This window comes from Paraburkholderia sp. BR13439 (assembly GCF_040948805.1).
GTDB classification, from domain to species: Bacteria; Pseudomonadota; Gammaproteobacteria; order Burkholderiales; family Burkholderiaceae; genus Paraburkholderia; species Paraburkholderia youngii.
Genome location: NZ_JBFPKN010000023.1, coordinates 12,695 through 38,007, shown reverse-complemented (window position 1 = coordinate 38,007; position 25,313 = coordinate 12,695). Strand labels below are relative to the sequence as shown.

Sequence of the window (25,313 nt, the reverse complement as noted above, 5' to 3'; positions counted from 1 at the left end):
GAATGGCTGCCGACGACCCGCAGAGCCAGCCGGAAACGCGCGAGTCGCTGCGTCTGAAGAATAGGAGTCGGCGTCGCGAATGCAAGGGCAGGTATCAGGCGTGGACCGGCCATACAGCGCCTTCATCTATGAACTCGTCTTCGACCTTGACTGATCCGATAGGCAGCAGTGGCGCGGCTGCTAGTTAACCCACTACCGCCACAATGCAACAGGATGACTGCTCGCTGATGGTTGTGGATAGCAGTCGGTCTCATTGCGCCAGTTGCCACTGCAATATCGGATGCGTCGCTCCAACGGGCATCGCCCAAACACCGCCTGGGCCAAAGTTGTATGTCGGACCGAAGCTGGACGGCGTGCTCATCTGCATAGTAGTCAAGCCTTGAGCGTTACCCAGGTTCGCGCCTAGGATGGTGGCGCGGACGCCGACTGGCGCGCCCGTCGTTTGCGTATCCCAGTAAACATCGTTTGTGATGGTCCCCGGGGAAGACGCGATGTAATTTGCGTTGAAATCCGCGATGCCGCCCGGTCCTCCCACAGGTCCGGATGGCTGGTCAATCTTGCCGGTCGCGAACGACTGACTGATCGTGCCTGAAGTCCCGCCAACTAACCCACCCCCGCACGCATTGACCGTGTCACATTGCGGCTGCACATGAACTGTTCCAGTCGCATAAGACTCTGTGATAACGCCAAAATTGTAGCCGACCAGACCGCCCGCTCCCTGAAGATGGGTCGAGGTGACATCGCCCGATGCGAACGATTGCCGGATCACGCCGAAGCTGTTGGTTCCGACCAGGCCTCCCGTCAAGGAATCAGACGAAACGTCGGCAGTGCTTGACGAACGCGTGATCGTGCCATCGAAGTTCAAGCCCACAAGTCCCCCAGTTGAAATACGACCGATTGAAGTAACACTGCCGCTTGAGTGCACGGATGCGATCGTACCGTCGTTCCTGTCTGCGAGAAAGCCCGCCCAGGCGGCAGACTCGGGCAAGTTGGCACTGCCCTCAATGTTGAGGTTCCGAACGACGCCCGAAGATCCGATGTCCCCGAAAAGCGATTCAGATAACCAAAGATTCGAAATCATGTGTCCCATGCCATCAAACTGGCCCGAGAACGAAGCCACGGTCCGACTGAATTCACCGGGCGGGGGCGTGGCGTCGATGTCTCTGCCGAGCGCGTAGTTGCCCGAGGGGTTGAGGTTAACTGCGCCCAGATCGGAGACGGTATTCACCAGCGCATAGGCGGTAACTTGCGTCACCAGACCACTGTCTGGAGCGGCAGACCATGTGCTGTTTGACAGAATGTTTCCCGGTAAGTATCCACCAGCTATGTCATGCATTGCACTCACGATGCCCGTGCTGCGCGACCAGTCGATCGTCCCATTGTTGTTAGCGCTGCCACCGTTGTCGATGCCGGCTGCGTCGCCGCGCAACGTCAGGTTGCCCGCACCGGAGTTCGCGATGGTCGTGCCCGTCGCCACCGACACGTCGTGATACGCGGCGAGCGTGAGAGAAGCCGGACCGCTCCAGCTCAAACTCGAAGCGACGCCCAGATCGCCTGTTGCGCCGTTCGCGCCTGTCGTCGTGACATCGATCGACGTGCCCGCGTTCAGGCTGCGCTGCAAGGTGCGCGCGGCGGTGTCATCGATGGTGAAAATAGGCGTCAACAGGTTCCATTGGCCCGCGTGAACGGCTGCATGCTTGCCGAAGGCCAGTTGTGTAGCTTGCGTGTCGACCGTTCCGCCGCTGCCATCTGCGTTGCTCGCGGCGATCTTACCGTACTGCTCGACACGGCCGCGATCGGCGACGAGCCACACGTGGCCGTCACGATCTGCCGTGCCCGTCGCGCGGATGCGCGTGCCGCCGCCCGCGAGCGCGTAGACGTTGCCGTCTGCTGCCTGCAAGCTGACCTGCGCGGCGTTTATGTTCCCTCTGTTGATCACGGTGCCCCGACTGCCCGTCTGCACGAACAACTGTTTGCTGCTGCCCGCGTCCTGTAATAGCACCTGTTCGCCTGCAGCCAGTTCGGCCGTGCCGTTGGGTGCGGAGATATTGCCGGCGTTGATGACGGCGCCCCGCGCGATCAGGAACACATCGCCGCCGCTCGAACTGATCTTTCCGAGGTTGATGACGCTTGCGTTCGCGCTGCCCGACAGCGTGAGGGAACCACCGCCCTGCATGAACGCGCAATTACCGACATCAAGTGTCGACGCGACGAAACGGTCACCCGTGCTGACCACCCCCGATGTTCCAACGACGATGCCTTGCGGGTTGATCACATAGAGACTGCCCGTTGCACTGAGCCTGCCGAAGATGGCGGACGGCGAACCGCCCGTCACGCGGTTCAGCGTCGCGCCCGAGCCGTTGTCGAACGTCACGCTGTTGTTCCTGCCGATTGAAAAGCTGTTCCAATCGATCACGCCGCGCGTCGAACCTGGTTGGGTGATCACGAGGCCGTTGCCCTGGCTCGCTATCGTGCCGGCGCCGGCCACGTAAGCGCCGCCTTGTGGAAGGGTGCCCGCCGCGAGCGTCGCATGTGCAAAGGACAGCCCGGTAATTGAAATACCGATGACGAGCCAGACGCGTGCGATTGACTGCCGACGATGCAGTGCGCGTCGCGCGGGCCGAGGTAATTTTTGACGTGACATACACCCCCCTTCCGCGTGGGGCGCGGAATGGCTGCCGGCGACCAGCAGAGCCGACCGGAAACGCGTCAGTCGCAGCGTCTGAAGAATAGCCGCTGACGTTGCAAATGTATGCCGATATCTCTGCGTTTTGCGCCTTCTTCGGCTTTTATTCTGTGCGCTTGTGGCGCCTGGCGCGTAGCGGCATCTCCGGATCTTTTACGAAATCAACGCGAAACTGCAGTCGCCCGTGATTCATGCTGTGGGCAGCCTATGGCCACGGACGATACCGGCATTCGTGTCCCAAAGGCCAAGGACCATATGCAATGCGGTGCCGACGTCTGAACGTCCGTCTAAGGGGAGGGGCGAATGTCGCTTGATGGCCTGTCCAGGGTGTATGAGGCTGACAGCGAGCCATGCGACGACCGGGCCCCTATGAGTGAAGCTGCGGCGAAGACAGCGATTGCCGCCAGCAAGTACGTCAGCTAACCGGTGCAAACTGGCCGCTCAAATGACCGGGTGACGGTCATGGCGAATGACGCTTCCTGGCCGCGTCAAGGCAGTGCCCTCCGCAGTTTGCTCGCCAGAAACCGGCCATTGAGCGAGGCCGGACGAGATCTCGGCCAGTCTAACTGGACGACGACCTCGACCGGCCGCTTCAGGCCGCGCGGAGCCCTTCATCGCGTAGGGCGGCTGGCCTCGCACGCGCACTGGCGCGCAAAGGGCGTAGGTCGCGAAGGCGAACCTTAGCCGAGCGCGACGAGCGAATTGGCAGCGCACCGCTGCAGAAGGCAAGTTCGGACCCAGCGTCGCAGGCTCTCAGGGTTCATTTCGGACATTCCGCTTTGCGGTCGTCGTGACGACTCCGGCTAGCCGGGTTGCGGCCAGCTTGACGTTCATCTAGCCGCCAAAAAAATAGCGGCGTTTCGTGTCGACACACCGCGCAAGGAAATTAGGGAATTTTGCGGCGCGTTGCACTCTGGGCTAGGTCGGCCGCGTCGCCACTAGTGAAGGTGCTTCGAAGGCCACCGCGGGCGCGGTTTCCTTCTGGCCAGCTATTGTCGGTTGTGCATCGCGAAACGTGAGATGGGGGCTTCCATCGGTCGGTGCAATCGCCTGGAGGCCGCCTTCATGGCAGCACGACGATCTTCCCTCCAGCCTTGTTCTCTTCCATGCACCGGTGTGCTTCCACGATTTCGTCGAGCCGAAAAACCTTCCCAACGGGGACGCGAAGTGTTCCGGCCTTCACCTGCGCCAGTAATTCGTCATACGGCGTCGCCATGAATTCATTGACTCCGCCGTCGTAAATGGTGAGTTTCACCGTGCTCGGTATCACTTCCATCGGACTGAAGGTATCGAACGACCACTGGTTGCCAACAATGCCAGTCATGCACACCACGCCGCCTTGTTTTGCACAGCGCAACGAGTCCTTCAGCGTCGTGGTTCCGATGAGTTCCAGCACTTTATCCACGCCGCCGGGCGACACTTCGCCGATCTCCTGCGCGATTGCGCCCGAGTCTATTACGACACGGTCGGCGCCATTCGCACGCAGCGCGTCGCCTTTCTGCGGATTGCGGGTCGTCGAAATCACAAACGCACCGTGCGCTTTGGCGATTGCCGCGGCGGCAAGTCCAACCGATGTCGTTCCGCCCCGAATCAGCAGCCGGTCCCGCTCTTGCAGCGCGAGGGCCTTGAACAGCGAGCCCCACGCGGTCTGAAGCATTTCCGGCATTGCGCCGAGCGTTTCCCAAGCCAAGCCAGTGACCAGTTTTTGCACCTGCCGGGCAGGTACGCAGGTGTACTCCGCATAGCTGCCGTCGAACTCACGCCCCAAGCCTCCCATCGCGGTGGCAACCGTATCGCCCTTGGCGAACTCCATTCCCGGTGCGTCTTCCACGATGCCGACCGCCTCGATTCCCAGCACGCGCGGAAACTTCACGCTCTGGGAAAATCCCTGGCGCGTAAACATTTCGGACCGGTTGAGTCCGAACGCCTTCACGCGGATCAGCACCTCGCCGCGCTGCGGCGTCGGTATGGGACGTTGTTCGAGCCTGAGCACCTCAGGGCCACCCGGCTCGTGGATCACTGCTGCTTTCATGGTCGTCATCGACGCCTCCTTTGCGGCTCGCGAGTGTCTATTCGAAACCATAGACGAGCCGCGATTTTCCGGTAGACGGAAAAGCAGAAAAACGTTTTCCAGTTCCGGGAAGGTCGGCGTGCCATGACATGTCACGTGCGCGCTCGTACGCCGGGGTTGGCGCCCGTTCTTGCGACGCCGCTGACGATTGGCGCACAATGGTTTTCCAATGATGGAAAAGCGATGGCGAACCTCAGCTCGCTGGTGATATTCGCAAAGGTGGTCGAATCGGGCAGCCTTTCCGGGGCGGCACGCCGGCTTGGCATGCCGGTCTCTACGGTCAGCCGGCACATCGCAGAGTTCGAGAAGGCACTGGGCGTTCGGCTCCTGGAGCGCTCCACGCGTAATCTCACCCTCACCGACCTCGGCAAGGAGGTGTATGAGCAAGCCGTGCGAGGCGTCGAGCTGAGTGAGGCCATCGACAGAGTCGCTTCCAGCCATCTTTCGGACGTGTCAGGGCTCTTGCGCCTTTCGGCGCCGCCGAGCGTTTCGGACACCTTGCTGACGCCGCTCGTCCTTGAATTCCAGAAGCGCTATCCGAACGTGCGTTTTCAGATTCTCGTTACCGAGCGCTACGTCGAACATATCGCGGACGGCGTCGACCTTGTTTTCCGGGTTGGTGCATTGCGCGATTCGTCGCTGGTCGCGCGGCGCCTTCTGACCTATCGGCATCGCATCGTGGCAACGCCCGCCTGCCTTAAGCGCTGCGGGGCGATCCGAAAACCGCAGGATCTGCTCGAGCATCGCCTCCTTGCGTTTTCGCACTGGAAGGCGGATTGCAGCTGGTGCTTCGTGCACGAGAATGGAAGGGAAAAGCAGACGCTCACGTTCCAGCCGTTATTCGCGATGAACGATTTTGCCGGCCTCGCTTCCATGTTGCTGGCGGGTGCCGGCATCGGTGAACTTCCCCCTGTGGTCCGGCCCGATCTTGTCCGCGAGGGCAAGCTGGTGGAGGTAATGCCGCAGTGGCGCCTCCCGACATACGACCTTTCACTCGTGTACTTAGGCAACCGGCACATTTCGAAACCGTGCAGGCTCTTCAAGGAATTCGCGATTGAAATGGCACCCGTGTTGTTTCCGGATTTTCCGGAGCAAAGCGCGGAACATTCGAACTCCTGACGGACGGACTTCGAATGGTTGAAACGGGGTCCGGCGGTATCGCCTGTTTTCGCCTTTTCAGGATGGTAAGGTGCCAAAGAGCCCAGGCACCATCTTCGACGCGAAGTCCCTGAAGATGCGGACCTGCCGGGGCAGATAGCGGTCGCGCAGGTTGGCGATGGTCAGGTCGAACACCGGCAGATGCCAGTCCGGCAAGACCTCGACGAGCTGCCCGCTGCGCACGAGGTCTGGCTGGACGATGGGCGGCAGTTCCCCAATGCCGCAGCCCTCGAGCAGCGCCACAATGAGCCCGGTGTAATCGTTCATGGCAATTGTCGGCTGGAAGGAAACCGTTTCGGTATCCCGGCCATTGACATGAACGAAGCTCCAGCAATAGTCCGGCTTCCAGAAAGAGAACGCGAAAAGCCTGTGCGCGGGAAGGTCCCGCGGCGATTCCGGAGGCGTGCATCTGGCGAGGTACTTTGGACTTGCAACGAGCTGATGCCGGTAGGTCAGAAGCGTGCGCGCTGCGAGCGTGGCGTCGGTGAAGGTTCCGACCTTGAACGCGATATCGACGTCCTCGGCTATCTGGTCGACGATGCGTTCGGTAATGAATGCCTTGACCTCCACGTTCGGGTAAGACTGATGAAAGGCTCCGACGACAGGTACGATCAGCGAATCGGAGAGGTTTGGCGGCGCACAGAGCCGTACGGCGCCGGACACCTCGGGCAGGCGGTTCGAAATGACATTGTCGACGGCTTCGCTGACCTCGGTGGCCTGTCTCGCGAGCTCGAATACTTCGGTGCCGAAGTCCGTGAGCCTCAGGTGATGCGTGGATCGATCGAGCAAACGAACACCCAGCTGATTTTCGAGTTCGGCAATACGGCGGCTCACTGAGGAAATGGGCATCTTCAGCCGCCTCGCGCCCTCCGAGAAACTGCTCGCCTCGACAACCTTCGCAAAAATCAGCAGCGTATTCAGATCTTTCATTACCGTTACGCTCCGTCCGCCCCGCACCTTGCTGGCGATCTGCGGCCTCCATCGTCTGATGCAGATTACCGCCGCAACCGGGCGGCAGCAAGGCAGCCGTCCGCCCGCGGCGACGTAAAGGATCCAGTCGCCTACAGCACGACTCGATGCTCTCGGCACCGCGATACGTACCGGCCCACGGCATGATCCGCTTCAGAACGGCATTGTCGTAGTTGAGCGAAACATAGGTCATGTCAGGTGTGACGAGCGCACGGACGCGCTCGATATCGGTTGGCTTCTCGAGTATCGAGGACAGCACTTCGGTTGGCGCGAGCATGGGCTTCTTCCTCCCCATCGGGGGCACACGTTCCAGCATACAAAAGCGGCCTCTCGCGTGAGCTTTCCAGAAATGGAAATCCGATTTCCGCGATGTCCGTTAGCGGTCAGCCGAACGGTTGGCTACCATCCAGAACACATTGCGTGTCACGAGTGTTTGAGCAGTAGCTCTTAACGAAACGGGAAACCGGACGGGAGTGTGATATGGCTTTTAATTTGCGAGGTCGGCCTGGCTTCACCGCGCAGACGAACACGCGAATGTGCGAGGTGTTCTGCGAAGTCGCTAGTCTGCCTGCGGGCGTCGTCAACGATGGGCCGCTCGCGCGGGGTGCCTTCTATCGTCCGGCACTTCTGGAGATCAACGACCATTCCCTGTCGGCGGCAGTTGCAGGCGGGCACGGTCTGGATCAACAACTGGGCGGTGGTTTACGACGAGACGGAAGAAGGCGGCTACAAGCAGAGCGGTCTGGGCCGTCTGAATGGTGTGTCGGCAATCGACGACTTCGTCGAATATCGCACGGTCATTCACGAGATCGGCCTGGATGCAAAGCGTCACTGATTACATCGTCCGCCGCGATGCACCGTTGCGGTTACGCAGGCGGGAAACAGAAAGGAGCGCAACTGTCATGAGCACGGCAATCATCGGCCTTGGAAACATAGGTTCCCGGCTGGCGAAGAATCTGGTAACTGGTGGCGAGACGATCATCGTCGCGGCAAGGACGCCGGATGAGGCCGAGGAGGTGGCCCGGCACCTCGGCAACCATGCCGAAGCGTCGACGGTCGAGGATGCAATTGCCAAGGCGGACGTCATTGTGCTGGCGATCCAGTTCGACGCAATCAGGCAATTTCTCGTCACTCATCGTGAGGCGCTGGCGGGGAAGATCATCGTGGATCCGTCAAACCCGATCGCCCCGGACGGTAAGGGCGGATACAGGAAGATCATTCCTGACGAGCAATCTTCTGGCGTGTTGATTTCCGGGCTGCTCCCGGATCGGGCGCGTCTCGTCAAGGCGTTCGGCACGCTGGGCGCCGAATCGCTGGAAGCCGGAGCAAACCGGTCGCCGGAGCGTGCCGTGCTGTTCTATGCAGCGGACGATGCACAAGCCGGCGAGGTGGTGGCAAGACTCATTACCGTCAGCGGTTTTTCTCCCGTGCGCGTGGGCGACATCGACCAGTCGATCCGGATCGAGGTTGGCGGCGATCTGCACGAGTATGGAAAGCTTGGCAAGCTGGTCAGCGCCAAAGAGGCCGTGTCGCTCGTCTAAGCGGCCTCGCGCGCCGTGCATCAGATCATGGAGGAACGACTCACCATGAACACCGAAACGCGCACCGTCTCCACGCGCGCCGAATTGCAGACGGCAGTCGACGACGACCAGGTTCTGCATATCGTCGTTTCAGCGCAGATCGATGGGGTGGCAGCCCTTCGCCTGCGGCCCGGCCTGGCTCTGACCGGCATCGACGCACATGCCGCCCTGCGCTTTGCGCCAGGCAGCGACGGGCTCCAGCTGTCGGCAGACAATCGGGTCGAAGGCTTGCGGCTTGCCACGGACCCCGATCGGCGCGCCATTTCCAACGACACGCGTGTCGACGGATTCGGTCGGCTCGTGCTGCGCCATTTGACTGTTGCGGGCGTCGTGCAACTGTTGGCCCGCGACAGCGTGGCTGGCGGCCATGTCGAAGCACACGATATCGACATTTGGGCCGCGGACGCCCGTGGCTATGAAGAGCGCCCGAAGGGATACGGCGTCGAAGTCGTTCCTGGCGTTTTCACGCTCTGGAATCAGAGCGAAGACCGCGGCGTGGTCATCACGGCGGAGCTCACCGGGCTTTCGGCGGGCCGTGCCGGTGCGCCGGTCCGCGGCAGCGGCATCTTCGTTGGTGGCGCCGGAGAGACGGGCGGGCGTGTCGTGGCGAATCGCCTGGAGACAGGCGCCGTCCACAGCGATGGCGGCATCGCGCCCGGGACGCCGGATCGCATCACCGGCGGCGTGTTCGTCGTGTCAGGCGCATTCGTTGCCAGTGTGCGCAATCACGGCCCGGTGACGACCTACGGTTCGAATGACATGGTGCTCGACAACTGGGGAACCGTCGATCGCTGGATCGTCGACGGGAAGGTCACGTCCCACGGGCCGAGCGGCATCGGCTTCGTGAATTTCGGCTCCCTCGAGCGGCTCGAAGTCAACGCGTTGATCGAGACGTTCGGGCAGGGATCGCGCGGCTTCAATGTCTACACGGGCACCGTGCGGTCGGCGCAATTCGAGCGCGTCGTCACCCATGCCGATGGCGCAGTGGGCATTCAGATCAGCCAGCCTGTCGGTGAAATCACCGTCCGCCGGGGCATCGAGACGTGGGGCGGTACGGGCGACTCACTGGTCAAAGGCGTCGTTGTCCGGCTTGCAGCGACGGCGCTCAGCATCAAGCCCGGAGGATCGGCGCGCAAGATCGCAATCGCCGGCGGCCTGATCACGCATGGCGAAGGCGTCAATCCGCTGGAACTGCATGGCGCGATCGATGCACTTGAAGTCAGCGGTGGATTGACGGCTGCCGGTGGCGGATTCGCCACCATCTAGCATCGAACGACAACCAGGGAACGCAATGGACCACACGACAGAATCCGGTATGGCGGAAGAGGCTCGTGCGCGGCGCGAATTTCTGCGTGCGGGCTCAACCTCGGCACTCATGCTTGCCTTGTCCCGCCCGGCGCTGGCCGGGGGCGAAAAGGCCAGGGCCGACTTGGAGAGGGACGGCTTGCCGCGGCCGGGCGGACCGCTTCGGTCTGCGGGAGCCCTCGAGTTCGGGCCCGACAATGTCCTCTTCGTCGGCGATATCACGGGTGCGGCCGTCCATGCGTTCGCACTGAAGGATTCGGACGTAACCTCACAGGTCGACGTGGAGATGGGAAATTTTCACAACTTCGAAGGCCGCGATCTGGTTTTGGGCGTGGATCAGAAGCTCGCTGCGCTCTTCGGCACGACGGTCGGAAATATTGTCATCAACGATATGGCGATCCATCAGCCGTCGCGACAGATCTTCATGTCGGTCGAGCGCGGCAGCGGACCAGGCGCCATGGCTGCGATTGTGAAGGTCAATCATGGCAAGCTCGAGTTGCTCGAACTGGACGGTATTGCGCACTCGAAAATGGCAATTCCAAACGAGCCGGACGAGAGGGCGATGCTGGAGTTCGAGCCCCAGCAGGTCTATGCGATTACGGATGTCAAGTATTACAACGGCGAGGTTTTCGTCACAGGGATCTCGAATCAGCGCTTTGCATCGACGCTCTATCGCATCCCGTACCCGTTCAGTTCCCGCCTGTCGACGAGCACCGTAGAAATCTGGCACCCGACGCACGGGGAGTTCGAAACGCGCGCCCCGATCGTGCGGCAACTGATCCGGGAGATGGATGGAAAACCATACCTGTTTGCCGTGTATGGTTGCACGCCGCTCGTTCGCTTCCAACTGGAAGAGTTGAAGGATGGCGCGCATGTGCGGGGGGACACGATCGGCGAGCTGGGCTATGGGTCGAATCCGCTGGATATGCTGACTTATACGGATCCGACAGACCATAAGGATTACTTGCTGGTCACCATCGATGTACGCAGCGCGTCGCGTATCGAGGCTGCGGAGTTGACGACCGCGAAACCCGAGCCGACCGGTGGCCCCATTGATTTCGGGCCGGGTGGCCTCGGGCGTACGCAGCGCGATCTGCCGATCCGGGCGGAACATATCGCGATTCTCGATCCACGATGGGCAGTCGTGATCTGGCGGCATCCGAAGACGTCCTGGCGGCTGGACATCGGCACGCTGATGGTTCCGTACTTCTTCGACCGCAGATTGGGAATGGCGGAAATGAACTGGCCGAATGGTCCCGATCCGTTCCACTACCGCGAACATCGCAACGAGATCGACCACGCGTAGCGGTGGGCAGATCACGCAACGAGACTGGGTAAGGATGCCAATGACACTTCAGCCAACACTGCGGGTCGAGCACGAGACACAGCGGAGCGGGGCGGCTTGCGTCGGCGTGTACAACCTCGATGCGGATCTCGTTGAGTTTCTCGTCGAACGCCAGGGAACGGCCCGCCAGCTGCAATCCGTGCTGCGTGTGAACGTCATCGATGCTGCCATGCGCGGCGGCGACGAACTTCCCGATGTGACCGGCCGCTATCAGCTTCTGGAGGCCGGGGTGCGATTCGTTCCGCGTTTTCCGTTCGAACCGGGCGTTCGCTATCGGGCAAGCTTCGATCCGCGGCCGCTCGGCCGGGTCGGGTATGCGGACGTGCTGACGCTCGAATTCTCGCTACCGAACCCGATCGGGGACGACCCGGCTTCGGTGACGGGTGTCTTTCCATCCGCCGATGTGCTGCCGGAAAACCTGCTTCGCTTCTACGTTTGCTTTTCCAGCCCCATGCGGCGTGGCGGTGCCGAGGCGCAGATCCGTCTCATCGGCCCCGATGGACGGCCTGCGCACGACGTGCTCTATCGGCCTGCGCTGGAGTTTTGGGACAGGAACATGCGATGCCTGACGGTTCTGCTGGATCCGGGCAGGTTGAAACGCTGGGTAGGTCCCAATCGGGAACTGGGTCCGCCGCTGAGGTTGGGGCAACGCTACGCATTGGCCATCGGCTCTGCAATGGTCGACTCGTCCGGTCGTCCGCTACGGCAGAATTTCTACAAGCCTTTCGTTGTCGCTCAGGCGGTCCGGGAGCCCGTTGCGCTCGCGGATTGGACGCTTCTACCTCCTGCGGCGCAGAGTTATCAACCCCTGGAGATGGTGTTTCCCAGGCCGCTGGATTGGGCGTTGCTGCGGCGCGCGATTATGGTCGTGGGCGACGACGGACTTCCGGTAGCAGGGCGCGTGGCGATCGAAAAGGGCGAAAGACGCTGGACCTTTACGCCGGATTCGCCCTGGACGGCGACGCGGCCAGCCATTCGCGTCGCGCCGTACCTTGAAGACGTCTGCGGCAACAACCTGTTCGAGGCGTTTGACGGGCCGCTCCGAGCGCACCGCGAATTGACCGTGGAACGCACCAACCACAGGATTCGCTTTGAACTCACACGAGCAGCGAATTCAGCGTAACGAGCGTGGCGGCAACCCTTGGCCTTCGGCGGCTAGTCGTTCACCGCGTCGTGGACCTCGAGTTCGACATGGCTGTGTACGCAACGCAGGACGATCCCCCTCGTTCGTTGCACGAGGATGTCGGCTGATGCTGCCAAACAGCCATACGATTTGGGCGCACACCACCCAGAAGCCTGCGGTCCTCTGGACTAAGTGCCGCACCGACAATGATCTACGCCAAACCGTTCAACATTAAAGAAACGTATACCCCCGTACCCTATCCAGCGTAACATAGCACCCTACTGTATTCAGAGGGCTAGCCGTGAGCCATACGATTCGCGAGAAACAGAAGCTGCTCAACCGCGTTCGCCGCATCAAGGGACAGGTTGAGGCCATCGAGCGTGCACTTGAAGAGGAGCGCGGCTGCATGGATGTGCTCCAGCTCATCACCAGCAGCCGTGGCGCGATGAACGGGTTGCTCGCCGTGGTTCTCGAAGACCACATCCGGACGCATCTCGTCGACGCAGAGCCGGACGACGAGCACGGCAGCGGCACCGAGCAGCTGATTGAAGTAGTCCACAGCTACTTCAGGTAAGAGGGAACCATGAGTAACTTTGAAGATGCCGCTTTCGGAGCGGGGCACGATCACGTCTTTCTGGGCGCGGCCCATGAAGTCAACGAGCGCAGGACGTGGATGGTCATCGCACTGTGCAGTGCGATGATGGTGGCTGAAATTGTTGGCGGAAGCCTGTTCGGCTCGCTGGCGCTCGTCGCCGATGGCCTGCACATGTCGACACACGCCGGCGCAATGCTGATCGCCGCTTTGGCATACACCTACGCGCGCAGACACGCGAGCGATAGCCGCTTCGTATTCGGCACCGGCAAGCTGGGCGACCTGGCGGGTTTTACCAGCGCTATCGTGCTTGCCATGATCGCGCTGCTGATTGGATATGAAGCCATTTCGCGCTTTCTCTCGCCCGTGCCCATCCACTTCGGTCAAGCGATTCCCATCGCGGTGCTCGGCCTGCTGGTGAATCTCGCAAGCGTCTGGCTGCTCAGCGGAAACCACCACGGCCACGATCATGGACATGGGCACAGCCACGGTCACGGGCATGGACATGAAGACGCACACGGTCATGAGGAAGAGGCGCATCGCATCTTCGGTAACGCGGGCGTTTTCGCCGTGTCGGTCTTCGAAGATGGTGTGCCGCCCGTTTTCCGCATCACGCCTGAAATGGCTTCTTCGAGGCTGACCACCGACGTGGTATCAATCACGACGATTCGGCCCGATGGTTCCCGGCAAACCTTCACGTTTGAAGACCGTGGGAGCTATCTGGAGTCGAAAGATGACATTCCCGAGCCACATGCATTCAGGGCCATTGTCAGCTTGCCCGATGGTGAACACTCGATCGAGTTCGAAGAACACGATCACAGTCACGACGAAGCGCATGTAGCGGCGAATCGCGATCACAATATTCGCTCGGCCTACATTCATGTCATCGCAGACGCGGCAGTTTCCGTGCTCGCGATCATCGGCCTCCTGCTGGCCCGTGCGTTCGGCTGGGCCTGGATGGACCCGCTCGCAGGCGTAATCGGCGCCCTGGTAATTGCGAACTGGTCGTGGGGCCTGATGCGCGATACGGGAGGCATTCTGCTCGACATGAATCTGGATAAGCGCATGGCCGAAAACGTTCGTCACGTCATTGAAGACAACGGTGACGCCGTGCTTGACCTACATGTCTGGCGCGTCGGCCCCGGGCACATGAGCGCGGTGGTATCGGTCGTCACCAATGAAATACAACGCAGCCCGAGCTTCTATCACGCGGCGCTCAAACGCTTTAAGGGGCTGTCACACGTGACGGTAGAAGTGAATCCGACGCGTGCCGGCGCCTGAGACAAGCGATGGCAGTCAAATCACCGTATGTCGAGGTATGCGCTTCCGACGGTAAAACCGAGCTCTGCATCGGTTGCTTTCTTTCGAACTCGAGAAGAAATTCGGGATTGGAAGAAGCTGACGGACTACCGGCGGCGCCAGATCCTGAATGAGAAATCCCGGCGACGGGCGAAGGTGATACGGGGCGCACCGACGGCCCAAGCGGAATGCTGAAGAGGTGGGTGTGTGGGCTTACACCACTTGAGTGTCCGTTCTGCAGCGCCTTGTGGTCCGTTCGCGGGGAACCGGTCAACGGCGGAGGTACGGCCGACCGCTTCAGGCAGTCGGCCATGAACGATCGGCCGTACTTTTCATGCTTGTACCATCAACCCCTTTACCCCGTAGCGTGTATTGCGCCTGCCGCGGCGCGAGTCGGGTCACAGCTGCACCGTGGCTGATGGCACCGCCGGATCCGTCACTGTTCCTCAAACGGCAATTTCCAGTCCGTGACTGCGTTGGTATTGTCGTCGACCGCGGCAAAGTGCACGTGCTCGTCCATCACCCGACCAAACGCGATGCCGAACGCACCGTCTGGCGCCGGATCAATCGGCAGTTGCGCAACGAATTGCCCTTGCGGCGTGAACTCGACGAGTTCACTCGGCTGTGCCGGATCGGGGTTGATCGCGTCGCCGTTTGAGGTGAAGAGATGGCCGTTCGGTCCTGACGCAAGACCGAGCGCTCCATGCAGGTGCTTGTTGTCCGCGTAGATCACCACGCCCTTGCCGCCGTCATGCTGTGAGGTGCCCGCGCCGAACACTGCGAAGATCGCATTGTCGACGATCGACGCAACGTAGAGCACATCGCGTAACGGATCGTACACGAGCCCGGCAGGCCCGATCTCCACTGCTGCCGGGTCGCCGCGGAACTGGTAGCCGGATGCGACCTGGATTGCCCTCACGAGATGCACGCCGCTGTCGTCGACCGTGACGTCGAGCCGCACAACGGTTCCGTTCAGCACGTTCGAGACGAACACTTTCGCGCGATCGCCCTGGTCGAAGACCGTCATACCCCATGGTCCATCGATCTTCGCGGCGGTCGTCCACTGCGCGATCATGTTGCCGCTGCGGTTCACGATGATCAGCGAGCCGGGTTTTATCGTGTGGAACGTGCCGTCAGTAGTGGGGGTGTTGCCGACCAGCACGAAGCCGCCGCGCAGCACATTGAGCGCCATGGTGAGGCCAAGCCCGGGGGGGCCCTGGAAGAACGTCGTGGCCTGCTTCGCGCCCGGCACGATCTTGACGATGGTAGTGCCGGTGCCCTGCACGTTCTGCGCATTGTTGAAGTTAGACACCAGCAGGTCGCCCGGTGCGATGGTGCCGTAGGTGGGAAAACCGGCCGGCACGAAGGCGACGCCATACGGATTGAGGTCACCATTGGCCGGCACGGTGGTCGATGTGACCGAGGGTGGCGGCAGCAATGGGACGGAATCTTCGGCGTACGCAAAGTTTGCTGCGCCGAGCGCGACGCCGATGCCGCACAGCGCGAGCAGCAGACGGCGCCACGGGTGGCCGCGTGCGCTGCGCGCGGGACGGCCCGAACGGGCAGTACTTCGCGCGAGCATGGGCTGCGTTGCTTGCGCGGGGTTGGCAGGCGCCGCAAGACGCGGAGCCAGGCGTGTGATGACAGTTTTCATGACTCGACTCTCCACGAAAGCTGCGGCAGCCTCCATCCACCTACGCGCGAACGCCCTGTGGGTGGTGTGCTGGCTGTCGCGAGCGATCCCGCCTGATGAGTTGCATTTGCGCCACGGCGAGCGCGCGAAGGCCCCTCACCGGCGGCGGGTGATGCATCAGGCGATACAAAGGCGGCGTTGTGGCAAGGTGCGCGGCAACACCGTTCTTGCCGGCACGACCGGTCCGGCAGTCACGGCGGCCCGGCCGCGAGACGGAGGGGACCGCACGTACGCACTAAACGGCTGCGCGCGGCAAATATTCCGGCGATAGCAGTCGAAATGCGCTTGCCGACGCCTCGGCTCAGCCGCCTTGCTCCTGACGACCTGGACAGGATCAGGACGAGGCAGCACCGCTTGACGCCGATGGCCCGCAGCGACGATTGGCAGCGGCGGGAACGAGTATTCGCATTGCATTCGCGGTGCGCGAGTCGGCCTTCGTTCGAGCAGAAGACTAAGCAGGCCGTTCGGCGGAACACTTAGGCTTTTATGCGCGTCACGCGATGTGTTCGCTTGCGAACACATCCAGATCGAATGCGTCCATGCTGTGATCCATTATCGGTCTAGCGATGTGAGACCATGTGCTCTCCCACGCTGGCCACGCTGCCTGCGATAAAAAAGTCGACCGTAGGCGACGCGCATTTCATTGGGAATCCTTTGGGGGTTTCTACCATTAACTCGACCATATGAGGATTTCGATGACACTGAACGTGGACGGCACGGCTGGCGTGCCGGATGAGATCGTTACGACGCTGACCGATGAGTCAATCCAGGAGCCCGATGCGTCAGGGGACGTTGCGGATCTGGCGGTAGCTGATTCAGCCGACGTCGCAGATGAGGCGGTAGCTGAGTCAGCCGACGTTGCGGATGCGGCGGTAGCTGAGTCAGCCGACGTTGCGGATGCGGCGGTAGCTGAGTCAGCCGACGTTGCGGATGCGGCGGTAGCTGAGTCGGGCGACGTTGCAGATGCGGCGGTAGCTGAGTCGGGCGACGTTGCAGATGCGGCGGTAGCTGAGTCGGGCGACGTTGCGGATCTGGTGGAAGCTCAGTCAGGCGACGTTGCAGAAGTTGCGCAAGCCGGGTCAAGCGACGGTGCAGCTGTGGCGGAAGTTGAGTCAGGCGACGCCGTTGATGCGCAGGTTGCTGAAAGTGCGGGGGCGGATGCCGGCGCACCCGCTGATGAGAACCCAGCGGCCGATCCAGTAGATCCGGCCGTCGACCAAGACGGCGAAGTCAACGAGGATTGACGATCGGCACTCCGGGCAATCCTTGTACCGCCCCGTTTCGCACCCGGCACCGGGAGTTGCGTAACCGGTGCCGGAGCCACAGCCGGGGATTTATCGGGCTACGGACGGCGGCACGATCGGTGCGGGAGGCATAAGACTGCCAGCGGCCATGAGGCGTCATTTGCTCGCACGGTCGCGCAGACGTTCAAACGTCGGATCGAGTCAGGAACCGGCCGTTGCTTTAGCAAGAGTCGGAAGGTTGCCTGTTGGAGCGATCGAACGAGCATGGGGTACACATTACGCGCAAACGCCTATCGTCGCCGCGTTCGGTTAATTGCGGAAAAGTGTGAATGCGCGCCATCGGGGTTCCCTGTGTTCGAGCGCTTCGCGGCAAGGTGACGGACGGCACCGTGCACTGCACGGGCCGAAAGGGGTGCCACAGATCTGTGACGGGCCCGATCAGAACGCCTTCTGGCGGGGTGTCAGGTCAGAGGAATCCACTAGAGCGTGGATGAGCATGTTGTCGTGCATGCACCGATTTATCAGGCGTTGGAAGCTCCTCGCCAAACAAGGCTCGGGATTTTCATCTGGACGGTTTGTTAGGGGTTTGACAAATCTTCTAGTAATAGCCAAACTGCCCAGCATGCCAAAGAAAACGACTGGACCCAACATGCCGAAGAAAACTCCTGAACAGCAGCTACTGCTGGGGCAGATCAAACAGGTCGCCGAAGGGCTGGCCCTGACCTTCGCCCCCTTCACCGAGGTCGTGGTGCATGACCTTCTGGATCCGGAGCATGCGGTGCTCGCGATCCACAATAATCTGTCGGGTCGCGAGGTCGGACAACCTGCGACCGAACTTGGTCTGGCGCGGATCATGGACCCTGCCTATGAGCAGATCATCGCCAACTATCCGAACCAGTTCTCGGATGGCCGACAGGTAAAAAGCACTTCCATCGGTATCAAGGACTCCAAGGGCGACTACATCGCCGCGCTGTGCATGAATGTCGACCTCACCCTGTTCCACGGGTTCCAGAACGCGCTGAGCAGGTTCACGGCGGTCGAGGGCAGCACGCCGGCCAGGGAATCGCTGGACCCTGCTAACGCGGACCAAATTCGTGCCCGTATCGACGAGTTCGCCGCACGCCTGGCATCGACACCACGCTCGCTCAGGCCGGAGGATCGTCGCTCGCTGCTCAAGGAACTCAAAGCGGGTGGCCTGCTTGAGGTCCGTCGCGCGATGGACACCATCGCCGCCCACCTGGGCGTGTCACGCGCTACGGTATACAGCGATGCCAAGTGACGCCACGCTCCTCCTCGTCGACAAGCACGTCGTCGAGCAACTGCTCGTACCCGACGATGTCATCGCCGCGGTGCGTGAGGCTTTCGAACTCCACGGACGGCGGGCGGGCCGCGTGTTTCCGGTGGTTCGAGAGAAGCTGAACACAGGCGGTATCTTTGGCATCAAGTCCGGCGATGTCGGTAGCCAGGACCTGCTGGGGTTCAAGGCAGCCGGCTTCTGGCCGTCGAACCGGTCAATCGGTGGCGAAGCGCATCAGGCCACGGTACTGCTATTCGATCCGGCCACCGGCCGGCCCCTGTGCGTAATCGACGGCAATGCCATCACCACAGCACGTACTGCTGCGGCCGGCGCCCTTGGTCTCTCTTTGCTCGCCCGTCAGGACACCGCCGTGGCCACGGTCTTCGGCACCGGCATCCAGGCCAAGGCTCAACTCGCGTTTGCGCTCAGAACGCTGCCTTCGCTGACGCACGTAAATTACGTCTCGTTGGATCGGGAACCGCAGGCAGACTTTGAATCTTTGTTTGCGGACCAATGCATGTTGAGATGCGCCGTGAATGCGGATGAGGCGGTCGCCCAAAGCGACCTCATTATCACCGCGACGACCGGTAGCGGCCCACTTTTCGATGAAACAGCCCTCCGGGCTGGGACGCATTTGAACTGCGTCGGCGCGGACACCCGAGGCAAGCGCGAGCTCCCCGTGGGCGTCCTGGATCGAGCCCGGATCGTCGTCGATGACCTGGAGCAGGCCCGCGAGCTTGGAGAACTGCAATGGGCACCGCAGACGCCTTCCGTCGAGATGGGAGACCTGCTCACGGGCCATGCCCAATGGCGGCGCGACCCGACAGATATCAGCGTTTTCGACATGACCGGCCTGGCCTTGCAGGACTTGACCGTCGCTCGATTGATCCACCGCCGCGCCACTGACCTCGGCCTCGGAGTCACCGTGGCGTGGCCCTGGTGATCGCTGTCCTGGCCTGAACCCAGAATCCGGAGGATCCACGATGATGACCCGCACCGTGCATCCTCCTCGCCTTCATCGCACGTCGCCGCGCGACCTCCCCGCACGTCGTCGATGGCGGCCTCAACCGATCAATTCCTGACGCTAAGGGCGCCTGGCGTTTGGCTCCCTAAGGGCCACCTTTTCATCAACCAATGGCCTTCCCGCAACACCCCACAACGTCATGGCCATCGTCGTCTTGCTCTTGCAGCGATCCGGTATGCGCCAACCAGGAGTCAGAAACTTGAAATCGCACTATGTTGAGCCGCTCAGCGGCGCGACCTATCCTTTAGACACGCCTCGGTGGTGTTCGGACAACCGCAAACCGCTCTTGATCTCGCCGCTGGCTGGAATTTCCCGAGATGACATCGACCGACACACTCGCTCCCAATGGCGCTATCGCGCATCGCTCGCCGTCGAGATCGTCTCCCCCATCTCCATGGGGGAAGGTTGCACCCCCCTGATCCAGAAGACATGGGACGACTACCGGCCGCATTTCAAGCTGGAGTGGTTCAGCCCCACAAGCAGCTTCAAGGATCGCGGCACCACGGTGATGCTTTCGATGTTACGGCAACAAGGTATCACGTCCGTTCTGGAGGACAGTTCAGGCAACGGCGGAGCGTCGGTGGCGGCTTATGGCGCTGCAGGCGCTATGCGCGTGAAGATTCTGGCGCCCGCATACGCGTCGCCCGCGAAGATCGCCCAGATGCGAGCCTACGGGGCGGAGGTACAACTGGTCGACGGGCCTCGACAGGCGTGTGAGGATGAGGCAGTCCGGCAGTCCGCGAGCATCTTCTACGCCAGCCACAATTGGCAGCCATTTTTCCTCGAAGGGACCAAGTCGGTCGGCTACGAGATCTGGGAGGACCTCAACTTCCAGGCGCCGGATAACATCGTCATGCCTGCAGGCGCGGGCAGCAATGTACTTGGCTGTTATCTGGCGTTCTCGGAACTGATGCGCGCGGGTCAGATTCACAAAATGCCCAAGCTCTTCGTTTGCCAGCCATTGAACTGCTCTCCCATCGATGCTAGCTTCCAGGCGGGCGTCACGACTCCCGTTCCGCGCGAGGTTCGAAAGACAGTCTCCGAGGGGACGGCCATCGCCCATCCTCTGCGGCTGGCGCAAGTGCTCAACGCTGTCAGAGAGACGGGCGGCACGACTGTGGCTGTGGAAGAAGAAGCAATCGTTGAAGCTCTCAGGCGGATTGCGCGATTAGGCCTTCTGCCTGAGCTGACTTCGGCGACTGCGGTTGCAGGATTTGATCGGCTTACACAGGTTGGGGCGATTCGGGCGCGAGAGGAGACGGTTGTCCTGTTGACAGGCACGGGTATCAAGAACGCGGGAGCCATCGCGGATATTTACTCGGTTAATGAGCGCACGGTGCCCGTATTCGGCGACTAAGGGCGGGATGTTGCACTGACGGCCCAAGGCACCGAGCGTCGCTCGACGCGGCAATGCGTTCGGCACCGACACGAAAGGCAAGCGCGAATTGCCGGAAGGCACCCTGCAAAAAGCGAAGCACTTCGCAGATGACAAACAGCAAAGTCGCCAGATCGGCGAGGGTCAGTGGGGTGACATGAAAGACGAAATCGAAATCGGCTGTACCCCGGCGGGCGAAATCGCAACGTCACGCAGCCGAAAGACATCACCCTATTTGATATGACGGGACTGGCATTGATATTCCAGCGAGAAAATTTCGAAACTCTTGTCTAAAGGCCCAACCCTAATGAAAATCGGACTCCTCAATTGCGGCGGCACTATCACGGAAAACTATCAGGCTGACGGGACGATCAAGCGTCTATTGGCACGCGATTTGATCGCATTGAGCGGTCAAGCAGATTGGATCGGACATGACATCGATCCTGTCGATAGCTGCGATCTGACCTTCGCCTCACTTTGCCGGGCTCGTGATGTCATGCGGCAGGATCGGGAGAGGGAAGCTTTCGTGATGTGTTGCGGCACGGACGCAATGGAAGATGTCGCCTATGCCGCCGCTCTGCTTTTTGATCGTGACCGGCCTGTCGTTTTGACCGGTGCTGCGATCCCCGGTGGCAATGCCAATGCCGATGGTCCGCGAAATCTGGCAGATTCTGCAAATCTGGCACGGGTCATGCCGCAGGGCGCGAGCGCCCTCGTTGCCTTCGCGGGACGGATTTTCGACCCGGTGTCGCTCGTCAAGGTATGGCCGCAAGCCATTCAGCCCTTCGGACCGGAAACAGCGATCCGCGGCTCCATAGACGCCGATATAGTCACGCTCGTAGGATCGGGAATCGTTGACGAGAGTTACGCGGAACTCGATGTATCCGATCTCGGCGCCCGAGTTGCGATCGTCATGGAGACCTTCGGCTTACTCGTTGGCTTCCCGGATCTCTCCAAACTCGACGGTATCGTCGTGGCAGGCAAGGGCGCAGGGGGCTTCTCCGCGCAATCAGAGAGACTGCTCAGCGAAGCCGCACGGCACCTCCCTGTCGTGCTATCGACACGCTGCGCCCATGGTTTCCGGGTCAATCCAGCCGTAACCAAATATGCCTATGATCACGCCCACAACCTCGGCCTGACCACGGCAGGGTATGACGGGCTCAACGCATCAAAGGCACAAATTCGGCTCATAGCCGAGCTTGGTCGTGCAAATCGCAGCAAAAAGGCTGGGCGCTGATCAGCGCCTCGTCCACTTGGGGCCTGTTTGAGCACCGTACTATTCGCGTAGGTGTAGACCGTCGAACCGGATGGGCGAGCAGTTGTCGTAGCGTATCGCCGCTTCGCTGTCTTAGGCGTCAATCTACAGCAGCTACACGCCGCACATCCCAGTCAATCACGGTCGCGACGCGCCGCTTGCAGTGCCCTCGTGCTAAGCGCACAAGAGAAACGCCGCCGGTGACGGCGGCCATTCAAAGATTTCAGCAAAAATCCCCCCGGTGCGGTTCGGGCGCGGGGGCTTGGAGGCTTCCGCGTCAGCCCTGCTTCGATTACATCTTCTCGACTTCGAGAAGGGTCCGCTTGCCTTTGACGTACTTGTAGAGCGAGATGGAGCTGTCCTTCAGGTCGCCGTGCTCGTCGAACCGGATATTGCCAATCAGGGTGTTGAGATTGGTCGAGGGCATGGCGGACAGGACACCGGCGCGCGTGACCGAGTTGGAGCGTTTCATGGCATCGACGATCACGTAGACGGCGCTGTACGCAACCGGCGAGTAGACCACCGGATCGTGGCCGTACGCCGCCTTCAGTTCCTTGCCGAATGCGGCGCTGCCGTCCATCGCGGACAGATCGCCGCCCGCGACCGAGCAGACCAGGTTATCGGCGGCGTTGCCGGCCAGCCTGGCCAGGTCGGTGGTGCAGACGCCGTCTCCCGCCAGGATCCTGGCGGGGACTGCCAACTGCAAGGCCTGCTTGGCGAAGGGGCCGCCGGTGGCGTCCTCGCCGCCATACATGATGGCGTCGGGGCGTTCGGCTTTGATCTTGGTCAGGATGGCCTTGAAGTCAGTGGCCTTGTCGTTGGTTGCGTCGCGCGATAGCACCTGGATGCCTTCGGCCTTGGCGGTCTTCTCGAACTGGTCCGCAAGGCCCTGGCCGTAGGCCGTGGCGTCGTCGACGATGGCTACCGTCTTGACCTTCTGGTTTCGAGCGTACTTGGCTAGGGCGGGGCCTTGCTGGGCGTCGGTGCCGATCACACGGAAGGCGGTCTTGTAGCCTTGCAGCGTGTACTGCGGGTTGGTAGAGCCCGGGGTGATCTGGGTGACGCCGTTGTCGCGGTAAATTTTGGACGCGGGGATAGACACGCCGGAGTTCAGGTGGCCGATCACTGCCACGACGCCGTCGTCGACCAGCTTCTGCGCGACATTCGTACCTGTCCTGGGATCGGCCTGGTCATCCAGCGAATCGACCTCGAGGACGACCTTCTGGCCACCGATGACCAGATTGCCCGCCTTGTTGATTTGCTGGACGGCGAGCTTGACGCCATCGGCCGCATCCTGGCCCATGTGGGCAATGTTGCCGGTCAGCGGGGCGGCGCTGCCGATCTTCACAGTCACGTCGGCGAGAGCAGCTTGACCACAGGCCATGGCGATGCAGGCGAGAGGCAGCGCGGCGCTGATGGGTTTGAGATGAAATTTCATATGCTTGAGCCTCTTGTTGAACTGGGTTGCTGTTGAAAAATGCGTACGGCGTCTTCTATCGAAGTTATCGACGTTGGCGATATTTTCGAATGTAAGTATTCGTCAGAGCCGCCTATCAACCGAGGAAGCGGGCAAGCTCGTTGGCACTCCTTAGCGTGAGCATTGGCAAACTGGCGGTGGTCAGGGGCCCACCTGTTCCATAGGGGACCCCGTCTTTCTAGAAAGATTATCTAGAATTAAATAAAATGTATTGTAGGTGTAAACACCTAGTCCGGGTCCGACTTCCGACCATGGGCTGAACTACTGATAGATGGAGGGGAGGCCGAGATTCGAAAAAAATCCGCCGCATCTCGGTCTAGGCAGTTGACTTGAACGCAACATCGCTCGCCGGATCGACTGGTGGTACGTGGCGCTGCCGATCCAGCAGATACGCACCGCCGTCGACGCCTCGGGGCTGAATGCGATCGGGATTACGCGAAGTCTCGAAGACCTCCAAAGCAGCCACCCATTCCGTCAAGCACGAGCGGCCGATGAGGGTCGACTGCTGCCCGACGCGGCCGATCTATGGCCGACCATGCCCGCTGGTCTATGTCGGGCCGGGGTCGGCCATGAAGCGTCATTTGCTCGTACTGTTGCGCAGACGTTCAAACGTCGGTTCCAGGGCCACAAACGGCCCCTCGCATTCTTCGGTCCAACTTAAACGTCCGATTTGAAGCTGCGCGCTCAACAAGCCGTGCATCTGAGGAACGAATTATTTCGCGTCACACGAGACGTGCCGCCTAAGAACTAACATGGAAATATCGCTCCGACGCATTGATGAGCGTGTCGATGAACCTTAGCAGAGCGCGCGCCCAATCCCTTCACGAGACGTTTTGCAGCGCTGCCCCTGGCACGCGGTCAGGATGAAGTTTCCACGCCATGCCTATCAGTTCGGCGAGCGAGCCGGCTTTCATCTTTCGCATGACCTGCCTGCGGTGCATCTTCACCGTGATCTCGCAGATGCCCAACTCGCCCCCCACCTGCTTGTTCAGAAGGCCGGTCACCACGAGCGTCATGACCTCGCGCTCGCGACAGGTAAGTGACGCGTAGCGATCCCGGATCGATTGCATCCGGGCTTCCTCGCGTAATGCCACGCGGCTGCGCTCGATTGCGTGCCGGATGGCATCGAGCATCGCCTGGTCGTCAAAGGGCTTGGTAAGAAACTCAACCGCTCCAGCTTTCATGGCCCGCACCGTCATTGGAACGTCGCCGTAGCCGGTGATGAAGATGATTGGCATGTCGGTGCGCTCGGATGCAATCAGGTTCTGCAGGTCGAGGCCGCTGATATCGGGAAGAGCGACGTCCAGCACCAGGCAGTTCGGGACCATCGCGCGCGGGCGCCCGAGAAAGTCCTGTGCGCATGCGTACGTCTCCGCCCTGAGGCCGGCAAAGCGAATCATCGCTTCGAGCGACTCACGCACCGAGACATCGTCGTCGACGACGAAGACGACCGGCGTGCCTTGCGCCGACGACAATTCGTGTTCAACTGCTTGGTCTGGTGTCATTTCGAACTCCATGCGTAGGCACCTGGATGAATCATTCGACCTGGAGTGCAGCCCGGATCGCTCCGAGCATGGCAGTGTCGCTGAAAGGCTTGAAGAGGCAATCGACGGCACCCTGCCTGATCTGCGGAAAGCCCCGTATACTCGCACCAGCGTCGGTTGACGAATTCAATACGGCCGTCGGGTAATGCGGACCATACCAGGCCCGGGAGTTCGTCCACAACACGACTGAGCTCAGTTTTCATTGCGTTCCCTTCCCGAAGGCATGTGGCCGTGCGAGCTTTTCCACTTTCGGAGATCGGACCGCGGGTGGGATTC

Annotated in this window: 21 protein-coding genes and 1 pseudogene; 15 read left to right on the top strand and 7 right to left on the bottom strand. The window is 61.1% G+C overall.

Annotation, left to right across the window (positions count from 1 at the left end; all coding sequences use genetic code 11):
* Positions 1 to 250 precede the first annotated feature (250 nt).
* Together AB3X96_RS33635 and AB3X96_RS33630 are read right to left on the bottom strand one after the other, a co-directional pair.
* Positions 251 to 2,644 (bottom strand): filamentous hemagglutinin N-terminal domain-containing protein, encoded by a 2,394-nt coding sequence (locus AB3X96_RS33635; RefSeq protein ID WP_368593057.1) that lies wholly within the window; start codon positions 2,642 to 2,644, stop codon positions 251 to 253.
* A 1,105-nt stretch (positions 2,645 to 3,749) separates the two neighbouring features.
* The gene (locus AB3X96_RS33630) at positions 3,750 to 4,727 is read right to left on the bottom strand and encodes a zinc-binding alcohol dehydrogenase family protein (RefSeq protein ID WP_176107341.1); all 978 of its coding nucleotides are present in this window, start codon (positions 4,725 to 4,727) and stop codon (positions 3,750 to 3,752) included.
* A gap of 126 nt (positions 4,728 to 4,853) precedes the next feature.
* On the opposite strand from AB3X96_RS33630, the gene AB3X96_RS33625 reads away from it, so the two are divergent.
* Entirely contained in the window at positions 4,854 to 5,876 is a 1,023-nt protein-coding gene (locus AB3X96_RS33625) for a LysR family transcriptional regulator (protein ID WP_368593056.1), read from the top strand.
* A gap of 57 nt (positions 5,877 to 5,933) precedes the next feature.
* Here the strand turns inward: AB3X96_RS33625 and AB3X96_RS33620 are convergent, their stop codons facing one another.
* Positions 5,934 to 6,845: a LysR family transcriptional regulator gene (locus tag AB3X96_RS33620; RefSeq protein WP_368593055.1), complete on the bottom strand. Its 912-nt coding sequence runs from the start codon at positions 6,843 to 6,845 to the stop codon at positions 5,934 to 5,936.
* Between the two features lie 625 nt (positions 6,846 to 7,470).
* Between AB3X96_RS33620 and AB3X96_RS33615 the strand changes: the two genes are divergently transcribed.
* From AB3X96_RS33615 to AB3X96_RS33580, 8 genes and pseudogenes are all read left to right on the top strand, one after another.
* Positions 7,471 to 7,719 carry an aldehyde dehydrogenase family protein gene (locus tag AB3X96_RS33615; protein ID WP_368593054.1) on the top strand — a complete coding sequence of 83 codons (249 nt, stop codon included), beginning with the start codon at positions 7,471 to 7,473 and terminating at the stop codon, positions 7,717 to 7,719.
* Positions 7,640 to 8,425, top strand: coding sequence for an NADPH-dependent F420 reductase (locus AB3X96_RS33610; RefSeq protein ID WP_368593053.1), 786 nt, complete (start codon positions 7,640 to 7,642; stop codon positions 8,423 to 8,425). The genes AB3X96_RS33615 and AB3X96_RS33610 overlap by 80 nt, the downstream gene beginning before the upstream one ends.
* A 45-nt stretch (positions 8,426 to 8,470) precedes the next feature.
* The gene (locus AB3X96_RS33605) at positions 8,471 to 9,730 is read left to right on the top strand and encodes a hypothetical protein (protein WP_368593052.1); all 1,260 of its coding nucleotides are present in this window, start codon (positions 8,471 to 8,473) and stop codon (positions 9,728 to 9,730) included.
* Between the two features lie 25 nt (positions 9,731 to 9,755).
* The gene (locus AB3X96_RS33600; protein WP_368593051.1) at positions 9,756 to 11,075 is read left to right on the top strand and encodes a hypothetical protein; all 1,320 of its coding nucleotides are present in this window, start codon (positions 9,756 to 9,758) and stop codon (positions 11,073 to 11,075) included.
* 40 nt (positions 11,076 to 11,115) lie between these two features.
* A complete protein-coding gene (locus AB3X96_RS33595; protein WP_368593050.1) occupies positions 11,116 to 12,237 on the top strand; it encodes a hypothetical protein in 1,122 nt (373 codons plus the stop codon).
* A 301-nt stretch (positions 12,238 to 12,538) separates the two neighbouring features.
* Positions 12,539 to 12,811: a metal/formaldehyde-sensitive transcriptional repressor gene (locus AB3X96_RS33590; RefSeq protein WP_368593049.1), complete on the top strand. Its 273-nt coding sequence runs from the start codon at positions 12,539 to 12,541 to the stop codon at positions 12,809 to 12,811.
* 9 nt (positions 12,812 to 12,820) lie between these two features.
* Positions 12,821 to 14,110 (top strand): CDF family Co(II)/Ni(II) efflux transporter DmeF, encoded by a 1,290-nt coding sequence (gene dmeF, locus AB3X96_RS33585; protein WP_368593048.1) that lies wholly within the window; start codon positions 12,821 to 12,823, stop codon positions 14,108 to 14,110.
* Positions 14,111 to 14,118: 8 nt separating this feature from the next.
* A pseudogene (locus AB3X96_RS33580) lies at positions 14,119 to 14,323 on the top strand (DUF1289 domain-containing protein).
* 241 nt (positions 14,324 to 14,564) lie between these two features.
* On the opposite strand, the gene AB3X96_RS33575 reads toward AB3X96_RS33580, so the two are convergent.
* Entirely contained in the window at positions 14,565 to 15,782 is a 1,218-nt protein-coding gene (locus tag AB3X96_RS33575) for a hypothetical protein (protein ID WP_368593047.1), read from the bottom strand.
* Between the two features lie 734 nt (positions 15,783 to 16,516).
* Between AB3X96_RS33575 and AB3X96_RS33570 the strand changes: the two genes are divergently transcribed.
* The 6 genes from AB3X96_RS33570 (at position 16,517) to AB3X96_RS33545 (ending at position 21,998) form a co-directional block, all read left to right on the top strand.
* Positions 16,517 to 17,065, top strand: coding sequence for a mucin-associated surface protein (locus tag AB3X96_RS33570; protein ID WP_368593046.1), 549 nt, complete (start codon positions 16,517 to 16,519; stop codon positions 17,063 to 17,065).
* A 649-nt stretch (positions 17,066 to 17,714) separates the two neighbouring features.
* Positions 17,715 to 18,344: a transcriptional regulator gene (locus AB3X96_RS33565; protein ID WP_176384734.1), complete on the top strand. Its 630-nt coding sequence runs from the start codon at positions 17,715 to 17,717 to the stop codon at positions 18,342 to 18,344.
* A complete protein-coding gene (locus AB3X96_RS33560) occupies positions 18,334 to 19,305 on the top strand; it encodes an ornithine cyclodeaminase family protein (protein ID WP_368593045.1) in 972 nt (323 codons plus the stop codon). The genes AB3X96_RS33565 and AB3X96_RS33560 overlap by 11 nt, the downstream gene beginning before the upstream one ends.
* Positions 19,306 to 19,585: 280 nt before the next feature.
* Entirely contained in the window at positions 19,586 to 20,743 is a 1,158-nt protein-coding gene (locus AB3X96_RS33555) for a pyridoxal-phosphate dependent enzyme (RefSeq protein WP_368593044.1), read from the top strand.
* Between the two features lie 88 nt (positions 20,744 to 20,831).
* Entirely contained in the window at positions 20,832 to 21,005 is a 174-nt protein-coding gene (locus AB3X96_RS33550) for a hypothetical protein (RefSeq protein WP_368593043.1), read from the top strand.
* 63 nt (positions 21,006 to 21,068) lie between these two features.
* Complete coding sequence (locus AB3X96_RS33545; RefSeq protein WP_368593042.1) at positions 21,069 to 21,998, top strand: asparaginase domain-containing protein; 930 nt, start codon at positions 21,069 to 21,071, stop codon at positions 21,996 to 21,998.
* Between the two features lie 310 nt (positions 21,999 to 22,308).
* Here AB3X96_RS33545 and AB3X96_RS33540 read toward each other — a convergent pair whose 3' ends face one another.
* The 3 genes from AB3X96_RS33540 to AB3X96_RS33530 form a co-directional block, all read right to left on the bottom strand.
* Positions 22,309 to 23,400, bottom strand: a complete 1,092-nt coding sequence (locus AB3X96_RS33540; protein ID WP_368593121.1) for a branched-chain amino acid ABC transporter substrate-binding protein — start codon at positions 23,398 to 23,400, stop codon at positions 22,309 to 22,311.
* Between the two features lie 914 nt (positions 23,401 to 24,314).
* Positions 24,315 to 24,998, bottom strand: coding sequence for a response regulator transcription factor (locus AB3X96_RS33535; protein WP_368593041.1), 684 nt, complete (start codon positions 24,996 to 24,998; stop codon positions 24,315 to 24,317).
* Positions 24,995 to 25,240 carry a PAS domain-containing protein gene (locus AB3X96_RS33530; RefSeq protein ID WP_368593040.1) on the bottom strand — a complete coding sequence of 82 codons (246 nt, stop codon included), beginning with the start codon at positions 25,238 to 25,240 and terminating at the stop codon, positions 24,995 to 24,997. The genes AB3X96_RS33535 and AB3X96_RS33530 overlap by 4 nt, the downstream gene beginning before the upstream one ends.
* Positions 25,241 to 25,313 lie beyond the last annotated feature (73 nt).